Source organism: Pseudomonas cremoris, assembly GCF_014230465.1.
Genome location: NZ_JAAXCY010000011.1, coordinates 266,344 through 288,524 on the forward strand (window position 1 = coordinate 266,344; position 22,181 = coordinate 288,524).

At 58.6% G+C, this 22,181-nt stretch carries 21 protein-coding genes, 2 tRNA genes and 1 pseudogene; 19 read left to right on the forward strand and 5 right to left on the reverse strand.

Going from position 1 to position 22,181, the window contains the following annotated elements; all coding sequences use genetic code 11:
- The first annotated feature begins 62 nt into the window (after positions 1-62).
- From HF257_RS25900 to HF257_RS25955, 12 genes and pseudogenes are all read left to right on the forward strand, one after another.
- The gene (locus HF257_RS25900) at positions 63-1,787 is read left to right on the forward strand and encodes a tetratricopeptide repeat protein (protein ID WP_185708259.1); all 1,725 of its coding nucleotides are present in this window, start codon (positions 63-65) and stop codon (positions 1,785-1,787) included.
- Between the two features lie 4 nt (positions 1,788-1,791).
- Positions 1,792-2,409, forward strand: coding sequence for a lipoprotein insertase outer membrane protein LolB (lolB, locus tag HF257_RS25905; RefSeq protein ID WP_185708258.1), 618 nt, complete (start codon positions 1,792-1,794; stop codon positions 2,407-2,409).
- 49 nt (positions 2,410-2,458) lie between these two features.
- Complete coding sequence (gene ispE, locus HF257_RS25910) at positions 2,459-3,262, forward strand: 4-(cytidine 5'-diphospho)-2-C-methyl-D-erythritol kinase (RefSeq protein WP_198913632.1); 804 nt, start codon at positions 2,459-2,461, stop codon at positions 3,260-3,262.
- Positions 3,263-3,299: 37 nt separating this feature from the next.
- Positions 3,300-3,374 (forward strand) — tRNA-Gln (locus HF257_RS25915).
- A gap of 46 nt (positions 3,375-3,420) precedes the next feature.
- The gene (locus tag HF257_RS25920; RefSeq protein WP_003208392.1) at positions 3,421-4,362 is read left to right on the forward strand and encodes a ribose-phosphate pyrophosphokinase; all 942 of its coding nucleotides are present in this window, start codon (positions 3,421-3,423) and stop codon (positions 4,360-4,362) included.
- A 137-nt stretch (positions 4,363-4,499) separates the two neighbouring features.
- Positions 4,500-5,096, forward strand: coding sequence for a 50S ribosomal protein L25/general stress protein Ctc (locus HF257_RS25925; protein WP_185708256.1), 597 nt, complete (start codon positions 4,500-4,502; stop codon positions 5,094-5,096).
- A gap of 167 nt (positions 5,097-5,263) precedes the next feature.
- Positions 5,264-5,848, forward strand: coding sequence for an aminoacyl-tRNA hydrolase (pth, locus tag HF257_RS25930; protein WP_010213318.1), 585 nt, complete (start codon positions 5,264-5,266; stop codon positions 5,846-5,848).
- A 21-nt stretch (positions 5,849-5,869) separates the two neighbouring features.
- A complete protein-coding gene (gene ychF / locus HF257_RS25935) occupies positions 5,870-6,970 on the forward strand; it encodes a redox-regulated ATPase YchF (protein ID WP_185708255.1) in 1,101 nt (366 codons plus the stop codon).
- 347 nt (positions 6,971-7,317) lie between these two features.
- The gene (locus HF257_RS25940; protein WP_185708254.1) at positions 7,318-8,259 is read left to right on the forward strand and encodes a sigma 54-interacting transcriptional regulator; all 942 of its coding nucleotides are present in this window, start codon (positions 7,318-7,320) and stop codon (positions 8,257-8,259) included.
- Positions 8,260-8,448: 189 nt separating this feature from the next.
- Positions 8,449-8,622: a hypothetical protein gene (locus HF257_RS25945; RefSeq protein WP_185708253.1), complete on the forward strand. Its 174-nt coding sequence runs from the start codon at positions 8,449-8,451 to the stop codon at positions 8,620-8,622.
- 86 nt (positions 8,623-8,708) lie between these two features.
- On the forward strand, positions 8,709-9,074 hold the full coding sequence (locus tag HF257_RS25950) for a hypothetical protein (protein ID WP_185712122.1): 366 nt from the start codon (positions 8,709-8,711) through the stop codon (positions 9,072-9,074).
- A gap of 4 nt (positions 9,075-9,078) precedes the next feature.
- Positions 9,079-9,321 (forward strand): annotated as a pseudogene (locus HF257_RS25955) (type III secretion system inner membrane ring lipoprotein SctJ); the annotation flags it as partial.
- Here the strand turns inward: HF257_RS25955 and sctV are convergent.
- Positions 9,239-11,311: a type III secretion system export apparatus subunit SctV gene (sctV, locus tag HF257_RS25960; protein ID WP_185708251.1), complete on the reverse strand. Its 2,073-nt coding sequence runs from the start codon at positions 11,309-11,311 to the stop codon at positions 9,239-9,241. The pseudogene HF257_RS25955 and the gene sctV overlap by 83 nt on opposite strands.
- Positions 11,308-12,381, reverse strand: a complete 1,074-nt coding sequence (gene sctW, locus HF257_RS25965; RefSeq protein ID WP_185708250.1) for a type III secretion system gatekeeper subunit SctW — start codon at positions 12,379-12,381, stop codon at positions 11,308-11,310. Before sctW ends, sctV begins: the two co-directional genes overlap by 4 nt.
- Positions 12,382-12,642: 261 nt before the next feature.
- Between sctW and HF257_RS25970 the strand changes: the two genes are divergently transcribed.
- The 6 genes from HF257_RS25970 (at position 12,643) to HF257_RS25995 (ending at position 17,985) form a co-directional block, all read left to right on the forward strand.
- Positions 12,643-13,194 carry an RNA polymerase sigma factor gene (locus HF257_RS25970; RefSeq protein ID WP_185708249.1) on the forward strand — a complete coding sequence of 184 codons (552 nt, stop codon included), beginning with the start codon at positions 12,643-12,645 and terminating at the stop codon, positions 13,192-13,194.
- Between the two features lie 190 nt (positions 13,195-13,384).
- Positions 13,385-13,461 (forward strand) — tRNA-Met (locus tag HF257_RS25975).
- 341 nt (positions 13,462-13,802) lie between these two features.
- Positions 13,803-14,582 (forward strand): PhzF family phenazine biosynthesis protein, encoded by a 780-nt coding sequence (locus HF257_RS25980; RefSeq protein WP_185708248.1) that lies wholly within the window; start codon positions 13,803-13,805, stop codon positions 14,580-14,582.
- Between the two features lie 35 nt (positions 14,583-14,617).
- Entirely contained in the window at positions 14,618-16,447 is a 1,830-nt protein-coding gene (ggt, locus tag HF257_RS25985) for a gamma-glutamyltransferase (protein ID WP_185708247.1), read from the forward strand.
- 25 nt (positions 16,448-16,472) lie between these two features.
- Positions 16,473-17,198, forward strand: a complete 726-nt coding sequence (pgeF, locus tag HF257_RS25990) for a peptidoglycan editing factor PgeF (protein WP_185708246.1) — start codon at positions 16,473-16,475, stop codon at positions 17,196-17,198.
- A gap of 472 nt (positions 17,199-17,670) precedes the next feature.
- Positions 17,671-17,985, forward strand: coding sequence for a helix-turn-helix domain-containing protein (locus tag HF257_RS25995; RefSeq protein ID WP_185708245.1), 315 nt, complete (start codon positions 17,671-17,673; stop codon positions 17,983-17,985).
- Between the two features lie 27 nt (positions 17,986-18,012).
- Here the strand turns inward: HF257_RS25995 and ddlA are convergent, their stop codons facing one another.
- The gene (ddlA, locus tag HF257_RS26000) at positions 18,013-19,107 is read right to left on the reverse strand and encodes a D-alanine--D-alanine ligase (protein WP_185708244.1); all 1,095 of its coding nucleotides are present in this window, start codon (positions 19,105-19,107) and stop codon (positions 18,013-18,015) included.
- A 44-nt stretch (positions 19,108-19,151) separates the two neighbouring features.
- Positions 19,152-19,790 (reverse strand): LysE family transporter, encoded by a 639-nt coding sequence (locus HF257_RS26005; protein WP_185708243.1) that lies wholly within the window; start codon positions 19,788-19,790, stop codon positions 19,152-19,154.
- Between the two features lie 139 nt (positions 19,791-19,929).
- On the opposite strand from HF257_RS26005, the gene HF257_RS26010 reads away from it, so the two are divergent.
- A complete protein-coding gene (locus tag HF257_RS26010) occupies positions 19,930-20,739 on the forward strand; it encodes an AraC family transcriptional regulator (RefSeq protein WP_185708242.1) in 810 nt (269 codons plus the stop codon).
- A 35-nt stretch (positions 20,740-20,774) separates the two neighbouring features.
- Here HF257_RS26010 and HF257_RS26015 read toward each other — a convergent pair whose 3' ends face one another.
- A complete protein-coding gene (locus HF257_RS26015; RefSeq protein WP_185708446.1) occupies positions 20,775-22,118 on the reverse strand; it encodes an MFS transporter in 1,344 nt (447 codons plus the stop codon).
- Positions 22,119-22,181 lie beyond the last annotated feature (63 nt).

The window sequence follows — 22,181 nt, forward strand, 5'->3', positions numbered from 1 at the left end:
TATGTTTGGCCGAAGGCTTGTGTCATGATGATCCGACCGCAGGTTAGTCGTCCTCTTCCTATATGAATAGATCTTCCGCGTTGCTCCTTGCTTTTGTCTTCCTTAGCGGCTGCCAGGCCTTGGCCCCCGTGTCGCCGGACGGTACGCCGCCGGTGGAAGACAGCACCCCCGCCCCTGAAAAGCCCAAGGTTTATTCCTCGTTCAGTGAAGAAACGATCTACAGCCTGTTGTCGGCAGAACTCGCCGGCCAGCGTAATCGTTTCGATATTGCCCTGGATAACTACGTGACCCAGGCCATCAACACTCAGGATCCGGGGATCTCGGAGCGGGCATTCCGCATTGCCGAATACCTTGGGGCCGACCAGGCAGCATTGGACACGTCGCTGATCTGGGCGAAAAACGCGCCGGACGACCTGGAAGCGCAGCGGGCAGCGGCCATTCAATTGGCGCGGGCCGGGCGCTATGACGACTCTATGGTTTATATGGAGAAGGTCCTGCAGGGCAAGGGTGACACGCATTTCGACTTCCTCGCGTTGTCGGCCGCCGACACCGACCAGGACACCCGCAATGGCCTGATGAAAAGTTTTGACCGCCTGCTGCAAAAGCACCCCAAGAACAGCCAGCTGATTTTCGGCAAGGCCTTGCTGCTGCAACAGGACGATGAGACTGACGCAGCGCTCAAGTTGCTGGAGCAGAATCCGCCGGAAGAAGGCGAAATCGCCCCGATCCTGCTGCGTGCGCGCCTGCTGCAAAACCTCAATCGCGGCAAGGAAGCGATTCCGCTGCTGGAAAAAAGCATCAAGAAGTACCCGGACGACAAACGCCTGCGACTGACTTACGCGCGCATGCTGGTAGAGCAGGACCGCATGGAGGACGCCAAAGTGCAGTTCGCCAACCTGGTCCAGCAGTACCCGGATGACGACGAACTGCGTTACTCCCTGGCGCTGGTGTGCCTGGAAGCCAAGGCCTGGGACGAGGCCAAGGGCTACCTTGAAGAACTGATCCAGCGCGAAAGCCATGTAGATTCAGCGCACCTGAACCTCGGCCGCATTGCCGAAGAGCGCAATGATCCACAGGCCGCCTTGCTTGAATACGCTCAGGTCGGCCCCGGCAATGACTATCTGCCAGCCCAACTTCGCCAAGCCGATATCCTGATGAGCAACGGCCGCACCGACGAGGCAGAAAAACGCCTGGCGGCGGCACGGGATGCCGAACCGGACTACGCGATCCAGCTCTATTTGATCCAGGCCGAAACATTGTCGGCCAACAATCAAGGCGAGCGCGCCTGGAAACTGCTGCAACAAGCCTTGCTGCAGTACCCCGACGACCTCAACTTGCTGTACACCCGCGCCATGCAGGCGGAAAAACGCAATGACCTGGCGCAGATGGAAAAAGACCTGCGCCTGATCATCAAGCGCGACCCGGACAACGCCATGGCGCTCAACGCCCTGGGCTATACCCTGTCGGATCGCACTACGCGCTACGCCGAAGCCAAGGTGCTGATCGAACAAGCCCACAAGCTCAACCCGGAAGACCCGGCCGTGCTCGACAGCCTGGGCTGGGTGAATTACCGCCTGGGCAACCTGGACGAGGCCGAACGTTTGCTGCGCCAAGCGCTGGAGCGCTTTCCCGACCAGGAAGTCGCCGCCCACCTGGGCGAAGTGCTATGGGCCAATGGCAAGCAGCGCGAAGCGCGACAAGTCTGGGAAAAATTCCTCAAGGAACAACCCGAAAGCCCCATCCTGCGCGGCACCATCAAGCGCCTGACCGGATCCGAGACCCTTTAATCTTATGTTCTTGCGCCACGTTGTAGTGTTCAGTCTCATCGCCCTGCTCGCCGGTTGCGCGGGCATAGGCAGCCGTGAATCCGTCGAAGGCCAGGGCAACCCGGCGCAATGGAAACAGCACAAAGACCAGCTCAGCAGCATCGACGGCTGGCAGATCGAAGGCAAAGTCGGCGTTCGCGCGCCAAAGGATTCGGGCAGCGGTACGCTGTTCTGGCTGCAACGCCAGGACTACTACGACATTCGCTTGTCTGGGCCGCTGGGCCGTGGCGCAGCGCGCCTGACGGGCCGACCGGGGCAAGTCAGCCTCGAAGTCGCCAACCAGGGACGCTATGAAGCGACCTCGCCGGAAGCGCTACTGGAAGAACAGATTGGCTGGAAGCTACCGGTGTCTCACCTGGTCTGGTGGGTACGCGGGTTGCCTGCACCTGACAGCAAGAGCCGTCTGAGCCTCAACGGCGATAGCCGCCTGGCCACCCTGGAGCAGGATGGCTGGCAAGTCGAATACCTGAGCTACGTAGAACAAAGCGGTTACTGGTTGCCCGAGCGCATCAAGCTGCATGGCACCGACCTTGACGTCACGCTGGTGATCAAGGACTGGCAACCGCGCAAGCTGGGGCAATAACGTGACCGTAGAACACCTGACCCTGCCCTCCCCCGCAAAACTCAATCTGATGCTGCATATTTTGGGTCGCCGTGAAGACGGCTACCACGAGTTGCAGACGCTGTTTCAATTTCTCGACTACGGCGATGAGCTGACCTTCGCCGTTCGCGACGATGGCGTGATCAAGCTGCACACAGAATTCGAAGGCGTGCCCCACGACAGTAATTTGATCGTGAAGGCGGCGAAAAAACTTCAGGAGCAATCCGGCAGTTCGCTCGGCATCGACATCTGGATCGAAAAAATCTTGCCCATGGGCGGTGGCATCGGTGGCGGCAGCTCGAATGCGGCGACCACGTTGCTGGGCCTGAATCACTTGTGGAAGCTGGGCTGGGACCACGATCGCCTCGCGGCGCTGGGCCTTTCACTGGGGGCTGACGTCCCGGTTTTCGTGCGTGGACACGCCGCATTTGCTGAGGGCGTCGGCGAAAAACTGACCCCGGTAGAGCCCGAAGAGCCTTGGTATCTCGTGCTTGTGCCGCAAGTATCTGTAAGTACAGCAGAAATTTTTTCAGATCCGTTGTTGACACGTAACTCTTCTCCCATTAAAGTGCGCCCCGTTCCCAAGGGAAACAGTCGAAATGACTGCTTACCGGTTGTAGCAAGGCGTTATCCAGAGGTACGTAACGCTTTGAATTTGTTAGGTAAATTTACCGAAGCAAAATTAACCGGAACTGGAAGTTGTGTGTTTGGGGGCTTCCCAAGCAAAGCTGAAGCTGATAAAGTCTCGGCCCTTCTTACAGAGACCCTTACAGGGTTTGTAGCAAAGGGAAGCAACGTTTCGATGTTGCATCGCAAGCTGCAAAGTCTGCTCTAAAAGGAACCGAGTGTTAGGCACTCGTTGCAACAGATACAGGGGCGTCGCCAAGCGGTAAGGCAGCAGGTTTTGATCCTGCCATGCGTTGGTTCGAATCCAGCCGCCCCTGCCATTTTCTAATACTCATCCAGGTTACCCTCAGCCTCTAGGTACTGCGCGTGTCCAAGATGATGGTCTTTACGGGGAATGCTAACCCCGATCTGGCTCGACGTGTCGTACGTCAGCTGCATATCCCTCTCGGTGACATCTCTGTCGGTAAATTCTCCGACGGCGAAATTACAGCCGAGATCAATGAAAACGTCCGCGGTAAAGACGTCTTCATTATTCAGCCGACTTGCGCTCCGACCAACGATAACCTGATGGAACTCGTCGTGATGGCTGATGCCTTCCGCCGCTCCTCAGCGACTCGAATCACAGCTGTAATCCCTTACTTTGGTTATGCCCGTCAGGATCGCCGTCCGCGTTCCGCACGTGTAGCTATCAGCGCGAAAGTCGTTGCTGACATGCTGACCGTGGTAGGTATCGACCGTGTTCTCACGGTTGACCTGCACGCTGACCAAATCCAGGGGTTCTTCGATATTCCGGTAGATAACATCTACGGCTCCCCAGTATTGGTGGATGACATCGAAGACCAGCGCTTTGAAAACCTGATGATCGTGTCCCCGGACATTGGTGGCGTCGTGCGTGCACGGGCTGTTGCCAAATCCTTGGGCGTGGACCTCGGGATCATCGACAAACGCCGTGAAAAAGCTAATCACTCTGAAGTGATGCATATCATCGGTGATGTCGAAGGGCGTACCTGTATTCTGGTTGATGACATGGTCGACACCGCCGGCACCCTGTGCCACGCGGCGAAAGCCTTGAAAGAGCACGGTGCAGCAAAAGTCTTCGCCTACTGCACACACCCTGTGCTGTCGGGCCGAGCGATCGAGAACATCGAGAACTCCATGCTGGACGAACTGGTGGTGACCAACACCATCCCGTTGTCCGCTGCAGCTCAAGCCTGTTCGCGTATCCGTCAACTGGATATCGCACCGGTAGTTGCCGAGGCGGTTCGCCGCATCAGCAATGAAGAATCGATCAGCGCGATGTTCCGTTAAGGGTCAAACCTTCGGATTATCCCACTGACGAAAAGCGCCCCGCCCCGACATTTTGTTGGGGCGGGGCTTTTTTGCCCATATCGAGCCAGGCGCTGGTCGCAAACGCCACTCGATGATGGCTATTTTGGAGATACAAAATGACTGACTTTACTCTGAACGCTCAAGCGCGTACTGACCTGGGGAAAGGTGCGAGCCGCCGCCTGCGTCACGCCGCCAACATCCCTGCTGTTGTTTACGGTGGCAACAAGCCTGCTGAATCCGTAACCATCCTGGCCAAAGAAATCGCCAAACTGTTCGAAAACGAAGCTGCCTACAGCCACGTTATCGAGCTGAATGTCGACGGCGCCAAGCAGAACGTCATCGTTAAAGCGATGCAGCGTCACCCGTCCAAGCAGTTCATCATGCACGCTGACTTCATCCGCGTTGTAGCTGGCCAGAAGCTGACCGCTACCGTGCCTGTACACTTCATCGGTGAAGAAGCACCGATCAAGAAAGGCGGCGAGATTTCTCACGTTGTGAACGAAATCGAAGTGACCTGCCTGCCAAAAGACCTGCCTGAGTTCATCGAAGTCGACCTGTCGGCCGCTGAAGTTGGCGCCATCATCCACCTGTCCGACCTCAAAGCTCCTAAAGGCGTTGAGTTTGTCGCACTGGCTCACGGTGATGACAAAGCTGTTGCCAACGTTCACGCTCCACGCGTTGCTCCAGAAGCTGAAGAAGGCGCTGCAGAGTAATTCACTCTGTAATGTCGGAGCTTGAGGAAACATCGCGGACCGAAACGTAGCGAGAAAGCGGGCGATAACGCGGCGTTTACTCTTGAGTAAATGATGTAGTGTCGTCCACTTTCGCCGCACACCGGTTCGGCGATGTTATCCACAACTCCAAAGGAAGGGCCCCTGTCGTGACTGCCATTAAACTGATCGTTGGCCTGGGAAATCCAGGCGCCGAATACGAACAGACCCGGCATAACGCGGGGGCCCTTTTTGTTGAGCGCATCGCCCACGCGCAAGGTGTGAACCTTGTGGCCGATCGCAAATATTTCGGCCTGACCGGGCGCTTCTCGCACCAGGGTCAGGATGTTCGTCTATTGATTCCCACCACCTACATGAACCGCAGCGGCCAGGCTGTCGCGGCGCTTGCGGGTTTCTTTCGGATCAAACCCGAGGAAATCCTGGTGGCCCATGACGAACTGGATCTGCCACCCGGTGTTGCCAAGCTCAAGCTTGGTGGCGGGCATGGTGGGCACAACGGCCTGCGCGACATCATCGCGCAGCTGGGTAATCAGAATAATTTCTACCGTCTGCGGCTCGGCATTGGCCACCCAGGCGTTGCCAGTATGGTTTCAAATTTCGTCCTGGGTCGTGCGCCACGCGCCGAACAGGAAAAACTCGATGCCAGCATCGACTTTGCCCTCGGCGTGCTGCCGGATATCTTCGCCGGTGAATGGAACCGCGCGATGAAAAACCTGCACAGCCAGAAGGCCTGACTCTTACCGAGGGGAAACACCATGGGATTCAATTGCGGCATCGTCGGCCTGCCCAACGTCGGCAAATCCACCCTGTTCAACGCCCTGACCAAGTCCGGTATTGCGGCGGAGAACTTCCCCTTCTGCACCATCGAACCCAACAGCGGTATCGTGCCGATGCCGGATCCGCGCCTGGACGCCCTGGCGGCCATCGTCAATCCAAAGCGCATCCTGCCGACCACCATGGAATTCGTCGATATCGCGGGCCTGGTTGCCGGCGCGTCGAAAGGTGAAGGCCTGGGTAACAAGTTCCTGGCCAACATCCGTGAGACCGATGCTATCGCCCACGTAGTCCGCTGCTTTGAAGACGAGAACGTAATTCACGTCTCCAACAGCGTCGACCCGAAACGCGACATCGAGATCATCGACCTGGAACTGATCTTCGCTGACCTCGACAGCTGCGAGAAGCAACTGCAGAAAGTCGCGCGTAACGCCAAGGGCGGCGATAAGGATGCAGTGGTCCAGAAAGGCCTGCTGGAGCAGTTGATCGCACACTTCACCGAAGGCAAGCCTGCACGCAGCCTAATGAAGAACATGGGCGCTGACGAGAAGGCCGTGATCAAGGGCTTCCACCTGCTGACCACCAAGCCTGTGATGTACATCGCCAACGTGGCCGAAGACGGCTTTGAGAACAACCCGCTGCTGGACGTGGTCAAGGCCATCGCCGACGAAGAAGGCGCCATCGTCGTTCCTGTGTGCAACAAGATCGAAGCGGAAATCGCCGAGCTGGATGACGGCGAAGAAAAAGACATGTTCCTCGAGGCCCTGGGCCTGGAAGAGCCTGGCCTGAACCGTGTGATCCGCGCCGGTTACGAAATGCTCAACCTGCAAACCTACTTCACCGCTGGTGTTGAAGAAGTCCGTGCATGGACCGTCAAGGTCGGCGCCACCGCGCCACAGGCCGCCGGCGTGATCCACACCGACTTCGAAAAAGGTTTCATCCGGGCCGAAGTGATCGCCTACAACGACTTCATCCAATACAAGGGTGAAGCCGGTGCCAAGGAAGCCGGTAAGTGGCGCCTGGAAGGCAAGGAATACATCGTCAAAGATGGCGACGTGATGCACTTCCGTTTCAACGTGTAAGCCACACTGCTGCAAATAAAAAGCCGATGCTCCGCATCGGCTTTTTTGTGGGCGTTATTCCTGAAAATCGACATACACGCACACACTACCAACAAACCCATTAAATAGGTACGATCCAGCTTAATTCAGCCAACTTTCAGACTACCCACTAATACCTTAAGACTTACCTTACACATCACAAAGCATCTACACACAACTAATATTCACACTTCCTGCAAAGACTGATCTTTCAAAATCACCAGCGACCGAGCACGCACGCAAACACAGTGACAACTTTTACCGTTTCCGGTTTACTTTCGACGACTTTACGCCCATGGAAGTTGCAACAATGTAGGAGCAATAGCAATATGTCGGCCGTTAACCAAAACACATTTATTTCCGATATACCATTCATCGATTGCCCTATTATCGAATCTACTGTAAACAACACCGCCCCCCACAACATTGACGTCCTATTGCTCGGAGAAACCGGAACGGGCAAGGACACACTCGCGCAGCGCATCCATTGTTTATCCGGACGTAAAGGCAACTTCGTCGCGGTCAATTGTGCCGCTATACCGGAAACCCTCGCCGAGAGCCAATTGTTCGGCGTCAACAGCGGTGCCTACACCGGTGCGGTGCAATCGCGGGCAGGCTTTATAGAGGCCGCCCATCTGGGCACCCTCTACCTCGATGAAATCGACAGCATGCCGCTGTCGCTTCAAGCCAAGCTGCTGCGGGTGCTGGAATGCCGGGGGGTCGAGCGCCTGGGTTCGACTCGGTTCATACGGGTGGATATGCGTGTCATCGCTTCTGCCCAGCAGTCCTTGCATGAGATGGTGGAACGAGGAGCTTTTCGACGTGATCTGTATTTCCGCCTCAATGTCGTCCATATCCATCTACCCCCTCTGCGGGAGCGTAGAGAGTTCATCATTCCCATGTTCCTGAACATGATTAAACAGGAAGCAGAAGCCTTTAAGCACCCTCTGCATACGCCCGCTTGCACGCTCCTGCAAGAACTACTGTGCCAGCGATGGCTTGGCAATGTCCGTGAACTTCGCTCAGCCGCCAAGCGCTACGTATTGGGCTTGACTCTGTTCCCTGCAAGTGCTGCACCAAACACAAAAAACAACTTGAAAGCACGTCTGCAACAGGTCGAAAGAGTAATGATTGAAGAGTCGCTGCAGCGCCATGGATATAGTGTCGACAGTGCGGCGGCAGAGTTGGGGGTTGCCCGTCGTACGCTCTACCATCGAATGAAACAACTGGACATATCCAACCTTGATATCAAACTGAAACCTTCAAACTAATATTCAGCCAGCCCACGTCAATGACCCTAACTTCTGAAACATCTAAAAATATATACCCTATATGAACGAGGAACGATCTGTACTCCATAAACCACCCAACATCCGAGTCAGATAGCAACGACTCGTTACGCTGTCGGCGGCGAACAACGCCTTCAGCATTCAAATCAAACCGTATACAAAGGTGACTGTATGTCCTCTATTCCTTCTGGTGGTGGCACTGGCTCGGCGATCGGCGCTCAAGCAGCATTGGACCAAATCGAGGCAAAAAAGCTGGCTGACCTCGTTGATAAAACGAAAAAAGGAGCTGAAAACGATAAGGCCGTGGCAATGGCGGGTCTCGTCAAGGGTATTAGGTACCCATAAGCAACTGACCTCCTCAGCTGATCGGGCTGGGGAGGTCATCACTGTCAACACAGGTACTGCAATCGACAGGTTCCAGGGAGTTTCACATGAACATCACCAACGAGGGGCTCCCGACAAGCGAGTCCAGTTTTACTCAGGCGGAATCGTCGGTTGCCGTCAACGGAACTTCCGACATCAATTTCTTCAGCGCACAGCTCAACCCTACCGGGCAGCCCAACAAGGAAATCCGCCCCGCTGTGTCCGGCAACCTATTTAACATTGGCGCCCCTGAATCGGCTGCGGCAGACAAGCGCGTGAAAAGAGGAGTACGTGACATGATGCTGAACAAGCGCACCCAAGAAGCCCACGCACTGCCAGAATCACTGGCTGCCGCGAATCTGAATGTGGTGACACGGGTCAAGTTGCTTAGCCTGCTGGTCAAAGGCGTCGACAAAATCGCCACCATGGGATAGCCGCATGCACTGCTATCTATCCATCACACTCTTTTGTTTATCGGTATTAATGCTGACGGGTTGCAGTGAGAGCGTGGAGCTCCATCGCCAGCTATCGGAGCAAGAAGCCAACGAAGTGATTGCCGAGTTGGCCGACAAACAGATTCGTGCGCAAAAGATTCCGGCTAAGGATGGCGTGGTTGTTCAGGTTCGGGCCAGTGACATCGGCCGAGCTGTTCGCACTCTGGAAGCCGTTGGCCTGCCCAAACATGGTTGAACTCTTCCAGTAAAAGGGTCCGCAACGGGCTGCGCAGGTCCTGCGCCACTAGCAGCACGGTCTTGCTTTTGGCACGCAGGGGGAAAGCTTGTTTGAGCAGGTCGATGAGTACCGCACTGCTGTCGTTGTCGAGAGCAAAGAACACCCCGGTCTGGGTCTGGCGCAAGGCTTCGCGCAGGGTATTTTCGGCCTGGGGTGACAGCAACCAGGCATGCAAGCCATCGACTTCGCTGTGCTGGTGAAAGATATGTGCCTTGAGGGCAATACGGGCGTAGTCTGCCAGCGCTTCCGGCTCGCGCTCATGCTGGCCGTACTCGACCAGTGACTCGACAATCAAGCGCACTGCACGCAGTGGCACGCCCTCACTTGCAAGGCGTTGCAGCACAGATGAAAAGCGCGACAGCGGCATGATGCGTTGTAACTCCTGCACCAACTCAGGCTGGGTTGACTCCAACCAACTGAGGACCGACTTGCTTTCTTGCACGCCCAAAAATTGCGGGCCGCTGAGCATCATCGCCCGGCTCATGCGCTCAAGGATCAAGGCCTGTGCGGTGAACCGTTCTAGCTGTTCGTCATCAAGCAAGGGGTGGTCCGGTGCCAACCAGGTCCACTCGTCTTCCTCCCGTGATACCTGCCCCCGGGTGCCCTCTTCTATTTGCGCAGTCAGGGCAGCATGCGCCACCGCCACCCAAGGTCCGATCGTCGCCTTGAGGACCGGAATTTCATGCACACAAAAGCGCACTTCATCGTCCTCAAGCGTGGGCAAGAACTCGATTTCAAACGCAGGGAGGGTCAAGCCCAGGTTGGTCACCAGCCCGTTGCGGGTCTGGCGAATACGTTGCACCAACTCGGTTACGACGCGACTGCCGTGCAACCGTGTGGGGAACTGCAGCAGGTAAGGTCGCGAGGGGTCGAAGGCGCGCAGGTCTTCGTCGCCATTGTCCTGCGGCGCCACGGCGTTGCTGTCCGGCCCTTCAGGCATATCCTGTTTTTTACGCGCCTGCGCCAGGTAATACCCCAGCGAACCGGTGACCAGCGCAATGAAAATAAATACCAGCGTGGGCATCCCCGGCAGGGCGGCGAACGCCAGCATGCCCACCGAGGCAATCATCCAGCTCTTGGGTTCGCTGGTCATTTGCCGGGCGATTTCAGCGCCCATGTTGGTGACGCCACGACGCGCATCCGGTGCGACGCGGGTGATGATCATGCCAGCCGTCAGAGAAATCAGCAGCGCCGGAATCTGTGCGATCAGGCCATCACCGATGGTCAGTACCGAGTACAACGCCATGGAGTCAGCAGCGCTCATGTCGTGCTGGAACATACCGGTGGAAAAGCCGCCCAGCAGGTTGATCATTACGATGACCAGGCCGGCAATCGCATCGCCCTTGACGAATTTCATCGCCCCATCCATGGCGCCGAACAGCTGGCTCTCGCGGGATAACTGCTCTCGCTTGTCCCGTGCCTGCGCGCCATCGATCAGGCCGGCACGCAAATCGCTGTCGATGGACATCTGCTTGCCGGGCATCGCGTCCAGGCTGAAACGCGCGGCCACTTCGGCCACCCTTTCCGAACCCTTGGTGATTACCAGGAAGTTGACGATGGTGAGGATCATGAAGATCACCAGGCCCACCGCCAGGTTGCCGCCCACCACGAAATTTCCGAACGCCTCGACGATATCGCCGGCGTCCTGTTCCAGCAGGATCAAACGCGTGGTAGCAATCGACAACGCCAGGCGGAACATGGTGGTCAGCAACAAGATCGACGGGAACGACGAAAAGGCCAACGGCCCGGGCAGGTACAGCGCCAGCACGATCAAGAGGCAGGAAATGCAGATGTTGAGCGCGATCAGAATGTCCACCAACCAGGTGGGCAGCGGCACGATAAACATGAACACAATGGCCAGAACCACTACCGCGCCCAGCACTTCGGCGCGTTGCGCCATCTTGAGCAGTACGCGGTTGGCCGTCGCCAGCACTGTCACCCCTCGGCCCTCGAATCATCACCAGGGCGCGCGGGGAGTTTCTCTTGGCGCGTGAGCTCATCCATCACCAACAGAACGTTATGCAGCCCTTCCTGACGCCCGCGATTATCGCGCCACAGCGCCAACGGCAAACCTTTGAGCATTGGGTAAATCCCGTTGAGCGAGACCAACTGACCTGCGGACGACTCATGGCTCAAGTCACCGGCCAACCGCTGGACCTCGGCACACGCAATGCCTCCGCTGGCATACCCCAGCAAACGTTGCAACAGCACCACCGCGTCGTGCTCAACCTCGAGGCGCTGAATCAACGACTCACAACTGCTCAACACTCCGCTCAAATGCCCGCAGCTTTGCAGCCCCAGCAGCAACGTGCGCAACTTGGCGCCAGGAATCGATGAGGCCTGCGCCGCAATATCATCAGCCAAGGCCCGACGCATCACATTGAGCCCGGCTGCAAATTGTTCCCCGCCGTACCCCCCCAGCAGGGCCTGCATCATGGTCGCCAGGGATTGGCGCACCACCACGCTGGCGTAGTACAAGGCGCGCATTGCCTGACGCTCTTGAGGATCATCCGTAGCAGCCTGCAACGCCATGGCGATGTTCAGGCCAGCCTGGATCTCCCGCCTGTAGCGCACCTCCAGCTTGGCCAGGGCATCGCGCGCCAGCGCCGCTTCGGTCTTGCGCACTTCGGCTTCCGCCTGGGCTGTCACCTGCCGGAGTATCACGTAGGTCCGCGCGGGATCGTTGCCGGTGATTTCCAGGAGTTTGTCGACGCCCGGCTGCTGCAACAGTTGCAGGCGTACACGACGAGAAATAGCCGCCAGACTCGCCTGGGCCGGGTGCCCCAATTGATCATAGAGTTGCGATAGCTGCTCGACCGGGGTGATGCGCACGCCCATCGAACGCTGGCCCAGGGCCTTACTGTTAAACGCCACTTCCTGGCTGAAAAGATTGGCAAGGTCATCGACAACCGGCGCTGCAACCGGCACTTGGGCGCGGGTGGTACCGCTAACGACAGGCTGATCCAGGCTTTGCAGCGTTTGCACATCGGGAGTGGATTCAACTTTCATGGGCGGGCCAGGACAGGAAGTGTGAGCTTGTGTGGCAAGCCTTCCCGGTTCGGTTCCATGAATATCAACATTGCCTGAAATATTGAAAAGACCGGCACGGCTTCAGATAGCTGCGTGCAAGCCGTTGCACAAAAATCACCCTTTTCAAGATATTTATCCTTAGATATCAAAGAGTTATATGTTTTTTTCGCTTGGCACAACCAGTGCTAAAGGGCTTTGCGTCGACACCATTTCGATAGCGTCTACCCTGAGGAAAAAATCATGGATATCCCTATTGGTGCTTTAGCTCACCTTGTTGGCGGCTCGCCTCAATTCATGCTCCACCTGACGGACGACCATCAGAAAAAACTCCGACGTTTTATCCATAAACGCGTACTCAACCCCGAGGATGCCGACGACATCCTGCAACTGACCTACCTGGAAGCCTGGCGCAGCAGAGATCGCTTCAGCGGCCAGGCGACACTTAGCACGTGGATGTGCGGCATTGCACAGAACCTGATTCGCAACCACTTTCGGCGGCTGTATGCCAAACCGGTGCACTGCGAATTCGATGAGGCCCTGTGGCATGGCCAGGAGGAAAACAACAACTTGGATTGGGAATTCGAGATCAACCGCCGACTGGAAAAAACCCTGATTGCTATCAAGGGCCTGCCAGTGGAAATGCGCAAAACGTTGTACGCATCGCTTGAAACCGACGGCAGCTACCAGGACACTGCCGACGTGTTGGACATCCCCATTGGAACCGTGCGCTCACGCCTGTCGCGGGCACGCGAACAACTCAAACGCGCCACCCACAACCCGTTGCATCCGTAAGCCAGGCCAACCGGCCATTGTTGGGCGGCAGGGATATCTGCCCAACTTGATGAAGCCGTCGCAACCCCCTCGCTCACCCCGCCACTCGTCGCCCAATCGCCTGTATTTCCTTAAACAGTTGAAAGCGTAGAAAAATTTTCAATAAAACGCTTGACGCATTGCCGTTCCAAGCGAATAATGCGCGCCACTTGGCTACATAGCTCAGTTGGTTAGAGCATAGCATTCATAATGCTGGGGTCCGGGGTTCAAGTCCCTGTGTAGCCACCAAGTACTAAAAACGGCTTACCGAAAGGTAGGCCGTTTTTTTATGTCTGCAGAAAAGTGCTGCGGCATACTCCCTGCGGTTCAGCCCCTACAGGAACTCGCAATCATCATGCTCGGCGCTGGACTCCACGCCACCTGGAACGCGGTAGTCAAAGGCGGCGGCGAGCAGCGAGTTTCTACTGTCCGAGGGACAGAAAAAGGGCCTGATCTGGCGCTTTTCAACGCGGTGGCCAACGCCGCTAAGCCGAGCAGTGCATATGCGCTCAAAAAAAACTGCCATCTGTATCGCGACGCTCCCCTATCCCACTGTTAGTGTCCTGCATCCCCCACACGGAGTGCCCCTGATGAAACTGGACATCTATCAAGTCGACGCTTTCAGCCAACACGTATTCGGCGGCAACGCGGCTGCCGTCTGCCCACTCACCGAGTGGTTGCCCGCCGAACAATTGCAGCGCATCGCCGCCGAAAACAACTTGTCGGAAACCGCGTTTTTCGTGCGTCGTGACGACCTCTATGAGTTGCGTTGGTTTACTCCCGAAGTCGAAGTGGACCTGTGCGGCCATGCCACGTTGGCAGCCGCCTGGGTATTGATCCACAAGCTCACGGATGCGCCGCAGGTGCTGCGTTTTGCCACCCGCAGCGGTGAGCTTCGGGTGACGCGCAACGGCGACGAACTGGCGATGGACTTCCCGGCCAAGCAACCCGAGCGTTGCGAGCCGCCGGCGGGAATGTTGGCCGCCTTGGGCATCGAACGCGCCGACGTATATGGCACCGACGATTACATCGTGCTGGTAGACGATGAAGCGCAGATCGCTGCGTTAAAACCCGACTTCGCTCGCCTCAAGGGCCTGCCCAAGCGCGGGATCGCCGTCACCGCCAAAAGCACGCGCTTCGACTTTGTTTCCCGCTGGTTCGGCCCGAACGTGGGCGTCAATGAAGACCCGGTCACCGGCTCGGCGCACACATCGCTGGCACCGTTCTGGGCCGAACGCCTGGGCAAGTCGCAATTGACCGCCGAACAAGGCGGCCAGCGCCGTGGCCAGTTGCGCTGCGAGCTCAAGGGCGACCGCGTGATCATCTCAGGGCATGCCGTGCTCTATCTTCAAGGCACGATTTACCTGTAAAAAGTACGGCCCAAGGACAACAGATCATTTTCACAATGAACGGAGTTCAGCGCGTGCTTTTGATTTCCCGCCGACGGTTGTCGGTGATTGCGGCAGCCCTCACCCTGGCGGCGTGCCATACCCCGATCAACGAACAACCGCCGGCACCGGAGTTGGGCTCGGGCTATCGCACCGACCTCAGCACCCGCCACGCCGAGCGCCATATGGCCGCTGCCGCCAACCCGCTGGCGGCCGAGGCTGGGCGTGAGATGTTGCGCCAGGGCGGCTCGGCGATTGACGCAGCGATTGCGATGCAAGCCGTGCTGACCCTGGTGGAACCGCAATCGTCCGGTATTGGCGGCGGCGCGTTCATCATGCTGTGGGACGGAAAAAACGTGCACGCCTATGACGGCCGCGAAACGGCACCGGCCGGGGCGACTGAGCGGTTGTTCTTGCGGGCCGACGGCACACCGATGACGTTTCCCGAAGCGCAGATCGGCGGGCGCTCGGTCGGCACGCCGGGCGTATTGCGCGCGCTGGAGATGGCGCACAAGAAGACTGGGCACCTGCAATGGGCCAAGCTGTTTGAACCGGCTATTCGCTTATCGGAACAAGGCTTCGCGATTTCCCCACGCCTGCATGCGCTGATTGCCGCCGACCGTTATATCCCAAAGTCGCCAGAAATGGCGGCGTACTTCTTGAATGGCGATGGCACCGCCAAGGCCACCGGCACGCTGCTGAAAAACCCGGCGCTGGCCGCCGTGTTCAAACGTATCGCCATGGAGGGACCGGACGCGCTGTATCACGGGCCGATTGCCAATGAGATCGCGCGCAAGGTCCAGGGCAATCGCAATCCAGGCAGCCTGTCCCAGGCCGACCTCCAGGGCTACACCGCCAAGGAGCGCGCGCCGCTGTGCACCGACTATAAGCAATGGAAGGTGTGCGGCATGCCGCCACCGTCGTCGGGCGGGATTGCCATCGCGCAGATCCTGGGGACATTGCAGGCGCTTGAGGCCCGCAACCCGCGATTGGCCATAGGATCAATGCCGCCAGTGAAGAGCACATCACCCGCCGGCCTTGAACCCACTCCCGAAGCGGTACACCTGCTCGCCGAAGCCGGGCGCCTGGCCTTTGCCGATCGCGGGCTGTACGTCGCCGACGCCGACTTCGTGCCGGTGCCGGTGGCAGGTCTTGTCGCCCCCGACTACCTGGCCAAGCGTGCGGCCTTGATCGGCGAGCGCAGCATGGGCACCGCCAAGCCGGGCACGCCTGCGGGTATCCAGGTGGCGTACGCACCGGACCGTTCGCCACTGCGTATTTCCACCTCGCAAGTGGTGGCGGTGGATGACTGGGGCGGCGCGGTATCGATGACCACCACCGTGGAAGCGGCGTTCGGCGCCCATGTGATGGTCCAGGGCTTTTTGCTCAACAACCAGATGACCGACTTTTCGTTCATTCCAGAAGAACACGGGCAACCTGTGGCCAATCGTGTCGAGCCCGGCAAACGCCCACGCTCGGCCATGGCGCCGACACTGGTGTTCGACCGCCACAGCGGCGAGCTGCTGGCCACGGTGGGCTCGCCCGGCGGTTCGCAAATCATCGAGTACGTGAGCAAGTCCCTGGTAGCGATGCTCGACTGGAACCTCGACCCGCAGGCCGCCATCAGCCTGCCCAACTTCGGCAGTCGCAATGGTGCGACAGAGCTGGAACAAGGGCTGTTCAGCCCGGCCTTGAAACAAGCCCTGAAGGACAAAGGCCACGTGCTCAGCGAGATCGACATGACCAGCGGCATCCAAGCCATCGTCCGCACGCGTGATGCCAACGGCAAGGTATTGCTGAACGGCGGCGCAGACCCTCGGCGCGAAGGCGAAGCCGTCGGCGACTGACCTTTTGATCAATGGAGAAAGCCCTGTGCAGCAGGCAGACAATCTCGGCGCCATTCCTGGCATCGAACACGGTTTTTGCACGATCAATGATCCACTGTGCCCGGCTGATGTATTCATTGCCAAGCAGGTTCACAGCGCTTCAGTCATTGACTGGCAGGCTGGCCAGCAGACCAACACAATACCGGCCGACGGCGTTTTTACCGATGAGCATCAGCCGATCGCGGTGATCACGGCTGACTGCTTGCCCATTCTTATCGCCGCAAAAAACGGCGAGAAGGTGGCGGCGGTGCATGGCGGCTGGAAGGGTTTGCAAGGCGGCATCATCGCCAATGCCGTGCAGCGGTTTGCCGACGCGGGGATTGCCGTCGACCAACTGCGGGTGGCAATCGGGCCATCGGTCAAACCGTGCTGCTACGAAGTGAGCGATGAGTTCATCGCCCAGTTCCAGGCGAACCAGGGGCACTTGTGGCAGGACGAGAAGACGCCGTGGAGCGCTGTACAACCGGCGCCATTGCTGGCGCCGCAGATTGCACCGCCCCATGCGCGGCAAGCGGGAAGTGCGTGGTTTGACTTGAGTGGGTATGGGTTGATCTTGCTGCAGGCGGCTGGAGTATCGCGTGAGCAGATTGAGGTGAGCGAGGTATGTACCTACTGCACCTCGTCGGCGTTTGCCAGCTATCGCCGAAGGACGCATAACCCGCAGGAGCCGAAGACGTTGATCTATTCGTGGATTGCCCGTACACAGCACTGACCGATAGCCTACAAGCAATCCATTCAAGCCCTACCTGCGCCTTTAGCACGCACGTGGTCGTGTCACTTTTTGCGATAAAAAGCACCTTGAACAGCGTCTTCTCTCCTGCGATTTTCTGGCCCGCCCTTTCTTGCCAGAGGCTACGTCAAAGACGTAGAATTTCGCGTGCTAACGATCATAGAATCTCCACTGTTCACCAGACTTTGGCCTGACTATTGGACAGAAGAGGAAAGAGGTATCTTCATGGCTTTTCTAGCTAGCCACCCGGAATCCGGCACAGTTGTACCTGGCTCTGGCGGTTGCCGAAAAGTACGCTGGAGCCTGGAAGGTCGGGGAAAAAGCGGATCGGTAAGAGTCATCTACACCGCACAGTTAGCGTGCGGGGCGCTGGTAGCGCTACTTATTTATGGCAAGGGCGCAACCGAGAATATTCCAGCGCACACGCTGTACAAAATTGCGAAGGAAATGAACCATGCCACTCACTGAACAACAGCTGAAAAAACGTGACGCCCAACGCAATATCGGCGAGGAACTACTGGCTGCAATCGTGGACGTCAAAGCGGGGCGTCATGGCCAAGTACATCAAGTTGAATTGACTCAAGCAGCCGAAGCAAGAAGCCGGACAGGGTTGTCACAACCCAAGTTTGCCGAGCTTTTAGGGGTTTCGGTAAGAACCCTTCAGGAATGGGAGCAAGGGCGTCGCTCCCCTTCAGGTGCAGCGCGTTCACTGCTGCACATTGCAGCCATAAGACCGGATGTTTTTCGGGAGGTCCTCAGTAACGCCTGACGGCGTTACTGCTCTGTCGGTTTATTGCTACCGGCTGATCTTCAAGCCCTTGCGCGCGGCATGCCGCTCCAGCGCCAGTTCGATCAAGCGGCTGACCAGCTCGCTGTAACTCATCCCCGCCGCCTGCCACAGCTTGGGGTACATGCTGATACGGGTGAAGCCGGGCAGTGAGTTGATCTCGTTGATCAGCACTTCGCCGTCGTCGGTGAGGAACACGTCGACTCGCGCCAAGCCCGCGCAACCCAACACCTCAAACGCTTCGATGGCCAGGCGACGGATACGCTCGCTGGCCTCGCTGCCGATTTCCGCAGGCACCACTACCTGCGCGGCCTGACCGTCGATGTATTTGCTGTCGTAGGAATAAAAGCCACTGCTCACGACGATTTCACCGCAACCGCTGGCAATGGGATTGTCGTTGCCCAACACCGCGCATTCGATTTCACGGCCCCGAACGGCGGATTCCACCAGCACCTTTTCATCAAAGCCCAAGGCCAGTTCGACGGCGGCGTGGTACTCGGCTTCATCGGCCACTTTGCTCACGCCCACCGACGAACCCTGGTTGGCAGGTTTGACGAACATCGGCAAGCCGAGCGTGTTCACCGCCACCTCAAAGGTGGTGCGTGCAGCATTGCGGCGGGTCAGGGTGATAAACGGTGTGACGCCAATGCCCGCATCGCGCAGCAGGCGCTTGCTGATGTCCTTGTCCATGCACACCGCCGAGCCGAGGACATCGGAACCCACAAAGGGCAAGTCGGCCATGCGCAGCAAGCCTTGCAGGCAGCCGTCTTCGCCAAGGGTGCCGTGGACGATCGGGAAGATCACGTCGATGTGTTCCAGCAGGCCGCTGCCGGCGGTTTCGACCACTTGCTGGCTGGCCTTGCCGGGCACGACCGCCAGTTCGCGGTTGGATTGATTGAGCGCGATCAGGGCCGGGTTTTCCTGGTTGATCAGGAAGTTCGACGTGTCGTTGAGGTGCCAGTGGCCGGCCTTGTCGATGCCGATCAGCACGGGCTCGAAGCGTGTGCGGTCGAGGGCATCGACGATATTGCGCGCCGACTGCAACGAGACTTCGTGCTCAGCCGAACGGCCACCAAAAATAATCCCTACACGCACCTTGCTCATGACCCGGCCTCACTGTTGAAAGTAAGGCTTCTTACCACGGGCCGTCAGCGATTCGCTACCAGATGTGCGCCGAACAGCACGTAGCATCCACCCGCAAAGCGGTCGAGCCACTTGCGCGAACGGCTGTAGAGGTTGGCCATGCGCTCGCTGGAAAACACCAGGGCAACGCTGGAGTACCAACTGAAGGACAACGTGGCCATGGTGATCACCGCCAAGGTCAGCAGCATCGGCGACGGCGAAGGTGGCATGGTGGAGGCAAAGATAGTGGCCACGAACAGCGCGGCCTTGGGATTGGACAGGTTACCCAGCAACCCCAGGCGCCACGCAGAGAACAGAGAGCGGCGAGGTTCGTCCGGCAGCAAGTTCTGGCCCATGGCCGGCGCGGAGCGTTTGAACAATTTCAGCCCGAGGTAGATGAGGTAACAGCCACCGATGATCTTGAAGGCCAGGTACAGCATCGGCGCGGCAGTAAACAGCGACTTGATCCCCAGGCCCCCTGCCAGCCCCCACAGGACAGTACCGGTGGCTACGCCGGCCGATGCCACTACGCCATGGCGACGCGAACAACTGGCGGCCAATTGCGCCGTGTTGAAGAAGTTGGGGCCGGGTGTTACCACCGCCACAGTCCAGAGCAGGGCCAGTGAGACCAGGGGCGCCGCATAGGCGGGGTTGAAAAAATCCATGGGGGCAACTCCATCAGCGCAGGGCACGAATGGCGATCATAGGCCTCGCCCCTGAGCTGCACAATCGTACAAGACACCGGCAGACAGGGAATGCAAGACTGGGTTACCGTATTTCCACCTCAATTTGTGACAAGCCACCATGGGCCATCCCACCTCGCCCCTCGATTGGATGCACCGCGCCCCGCACGCCAGCGGCATGGACCGCATTGAGGCGTACTTTGCCGGCTTCGCGTTCGACCCGCATCGCCATGACACCTACGCCATTGGCCGTACGTTGTTCGGCGTGCAGAGTTTTCATTATCGCGGCTGCATGACTCACAGCCTGCCCGGCACGACCATGGTGATTCATCCTGACGAGACCCATGACGGTCGCGCCAGCAGTGTGGAAGGCTTCCGGTATCGCATGATCTACGTAGAACCGGCACTGATCCAGCAGATCCTCGGCGGCAAGCCTTTACCGTTCATTCCCAATGGCCATACCACCGACCCGCGCCTGTTTCGCGCCAGTGAAGTGCTGTTGCAGAACCTGGATTGCCCGATTGATCCGCTGCAAGAACAGGATGCGATGTACGACGTTGCCCAAGCGCTGAGCGAAGCCTCGGGCGTCATCGTCAGCCGCAAGACCTTCGACTACGTCGCCGCCGAACGTGCGCGGGAATTTATCCACAGCGCCCTGGGCCGCAGCATTACCCTGGATGAAATGGCCGACCACGCCGGGCGTGACCGCTGGGCGTTGTCGCGAGATTTTCGCTTGTTGTTCGGCACCAGCCCCTACCGCTACCTGACGATGCGCCGCCTGGACCTGGTACGCAGCCTGCTGGCCCAAGGCACATCGCTGGTGGACGCCGCGATGACCGCCGGTTTCACCGACCAGAGCCACATGACCCGGCAGTTTCGCAGCACCTACGGCATGCCGCCGTCGCGTTGGGTGAAGATGTTGGGTCGCTGAAAATGACCTGCGTTGAAATGCGGTCAATGTGGGACCTAGGTTGTTTCCAGGCTTGTGCTCGACTCGAGACTGTTTTCCTTCAGTCTCAATGCCAATAGCGCCCCCACCAACGCAACCCCCGCGCTCCACCACAACGCCCACTCAATCCCTCCGGCATTGGCCACCGACACCAGCACCGCCAGCCCCAGCGCGCCACCAATCTGCTGGCTGGTGGACGCCATCCCTGCCGCCACACCCTGCTCTCCCGGCCGAATGCCCAGGCCCGCCGCTACCCACATTGCCGTCCACGTCATGCCTTGGCCGATGCTCAAGATGAATATCCCCGGCAGCAACGACCAAAATCCAACCCCCGTCGGCAACGCCCAGCACACCAGCGCAATACCCACCGCGCCCGCCAGTTGCCCGCTGACCAGCGTATGACGCAGGCCAATCCTGGCCAACGAACGCTCGGCCAGCCAGATGCCGAAGGTGCACACCAGGGTCGCCGGCAAAAACGCCAGGCCTGCCTGCAACACGCTGTAGCCGTAGACCTGCTGGTAATACAACGCCAGGAAGTAGTACTGCACGCCAAAGCTGCTCATGAACACCGCCGTCAGCACCATGGCCATACGCAGTTCGCGGTAGGCGAACAACCGCAACGGCATCAGCGGGTCGCGCCCGCGATGTTCGATCCAGGCGAACAGCCCCAGCAATGCTACGGCAGAGGCGATGCACCCCAGGGTTCGCGGGGCCACCCAGCCCCACTCCGGGCCTTGCACCAAGGAGAACACCAGCAAGGTGCCGCCGACAGTCACAGTCAACGCACCACTGATATCAAAGTTGCGCCCCTTGGCCCGTTCGCCATCGGCCGGAATCCAATAACGCGCGGCCCACGCACAACCACCGGCCAGCGGCACGTTCACCAGGAACACCGCTTCCCATCCCCACACCTGCGTCAGCACACCGCCGAGCAGCGCACCCAATGCCAAGCCTGCCGCCGATGCAGCGCTCCACACCGCAAATGCACGGTTACGCTCAGGCCCTTCGGCGTAGTGGGTGTTGATCAATGCCAAGGTTGCCGGAAACAACAACGCCCCCCCCACGCCCTGCACCGCCCGCGCCAGCACCAACAACATCGCGCTGCCACCGAGCACCGCCGCCAGGGACGACAGCGCATACAGCGACTGGCCCACCCGGTACAGCCGACGCTTGCCGAGCAGGTCCGTGGCCCTGCCCCCCAATAACAGGAAACCGCCAAATGCCACGCTGTAGGCGCTCACTACCCACTGCAATTGCTGGGCGGAAAAATCCAGGTGGCTGCCGATCTGCGGCAAGGCGACAAACACGATGGTCGCATCAAGGGCGATGATCAGTTGCGCAGTGGCCAGCAGCAACAGCATCAGGCCAGAGGGTCGAGAGGGAGACATCACAGCGTCCTGTCCGAAAATGAAGGGCGCCAGTGT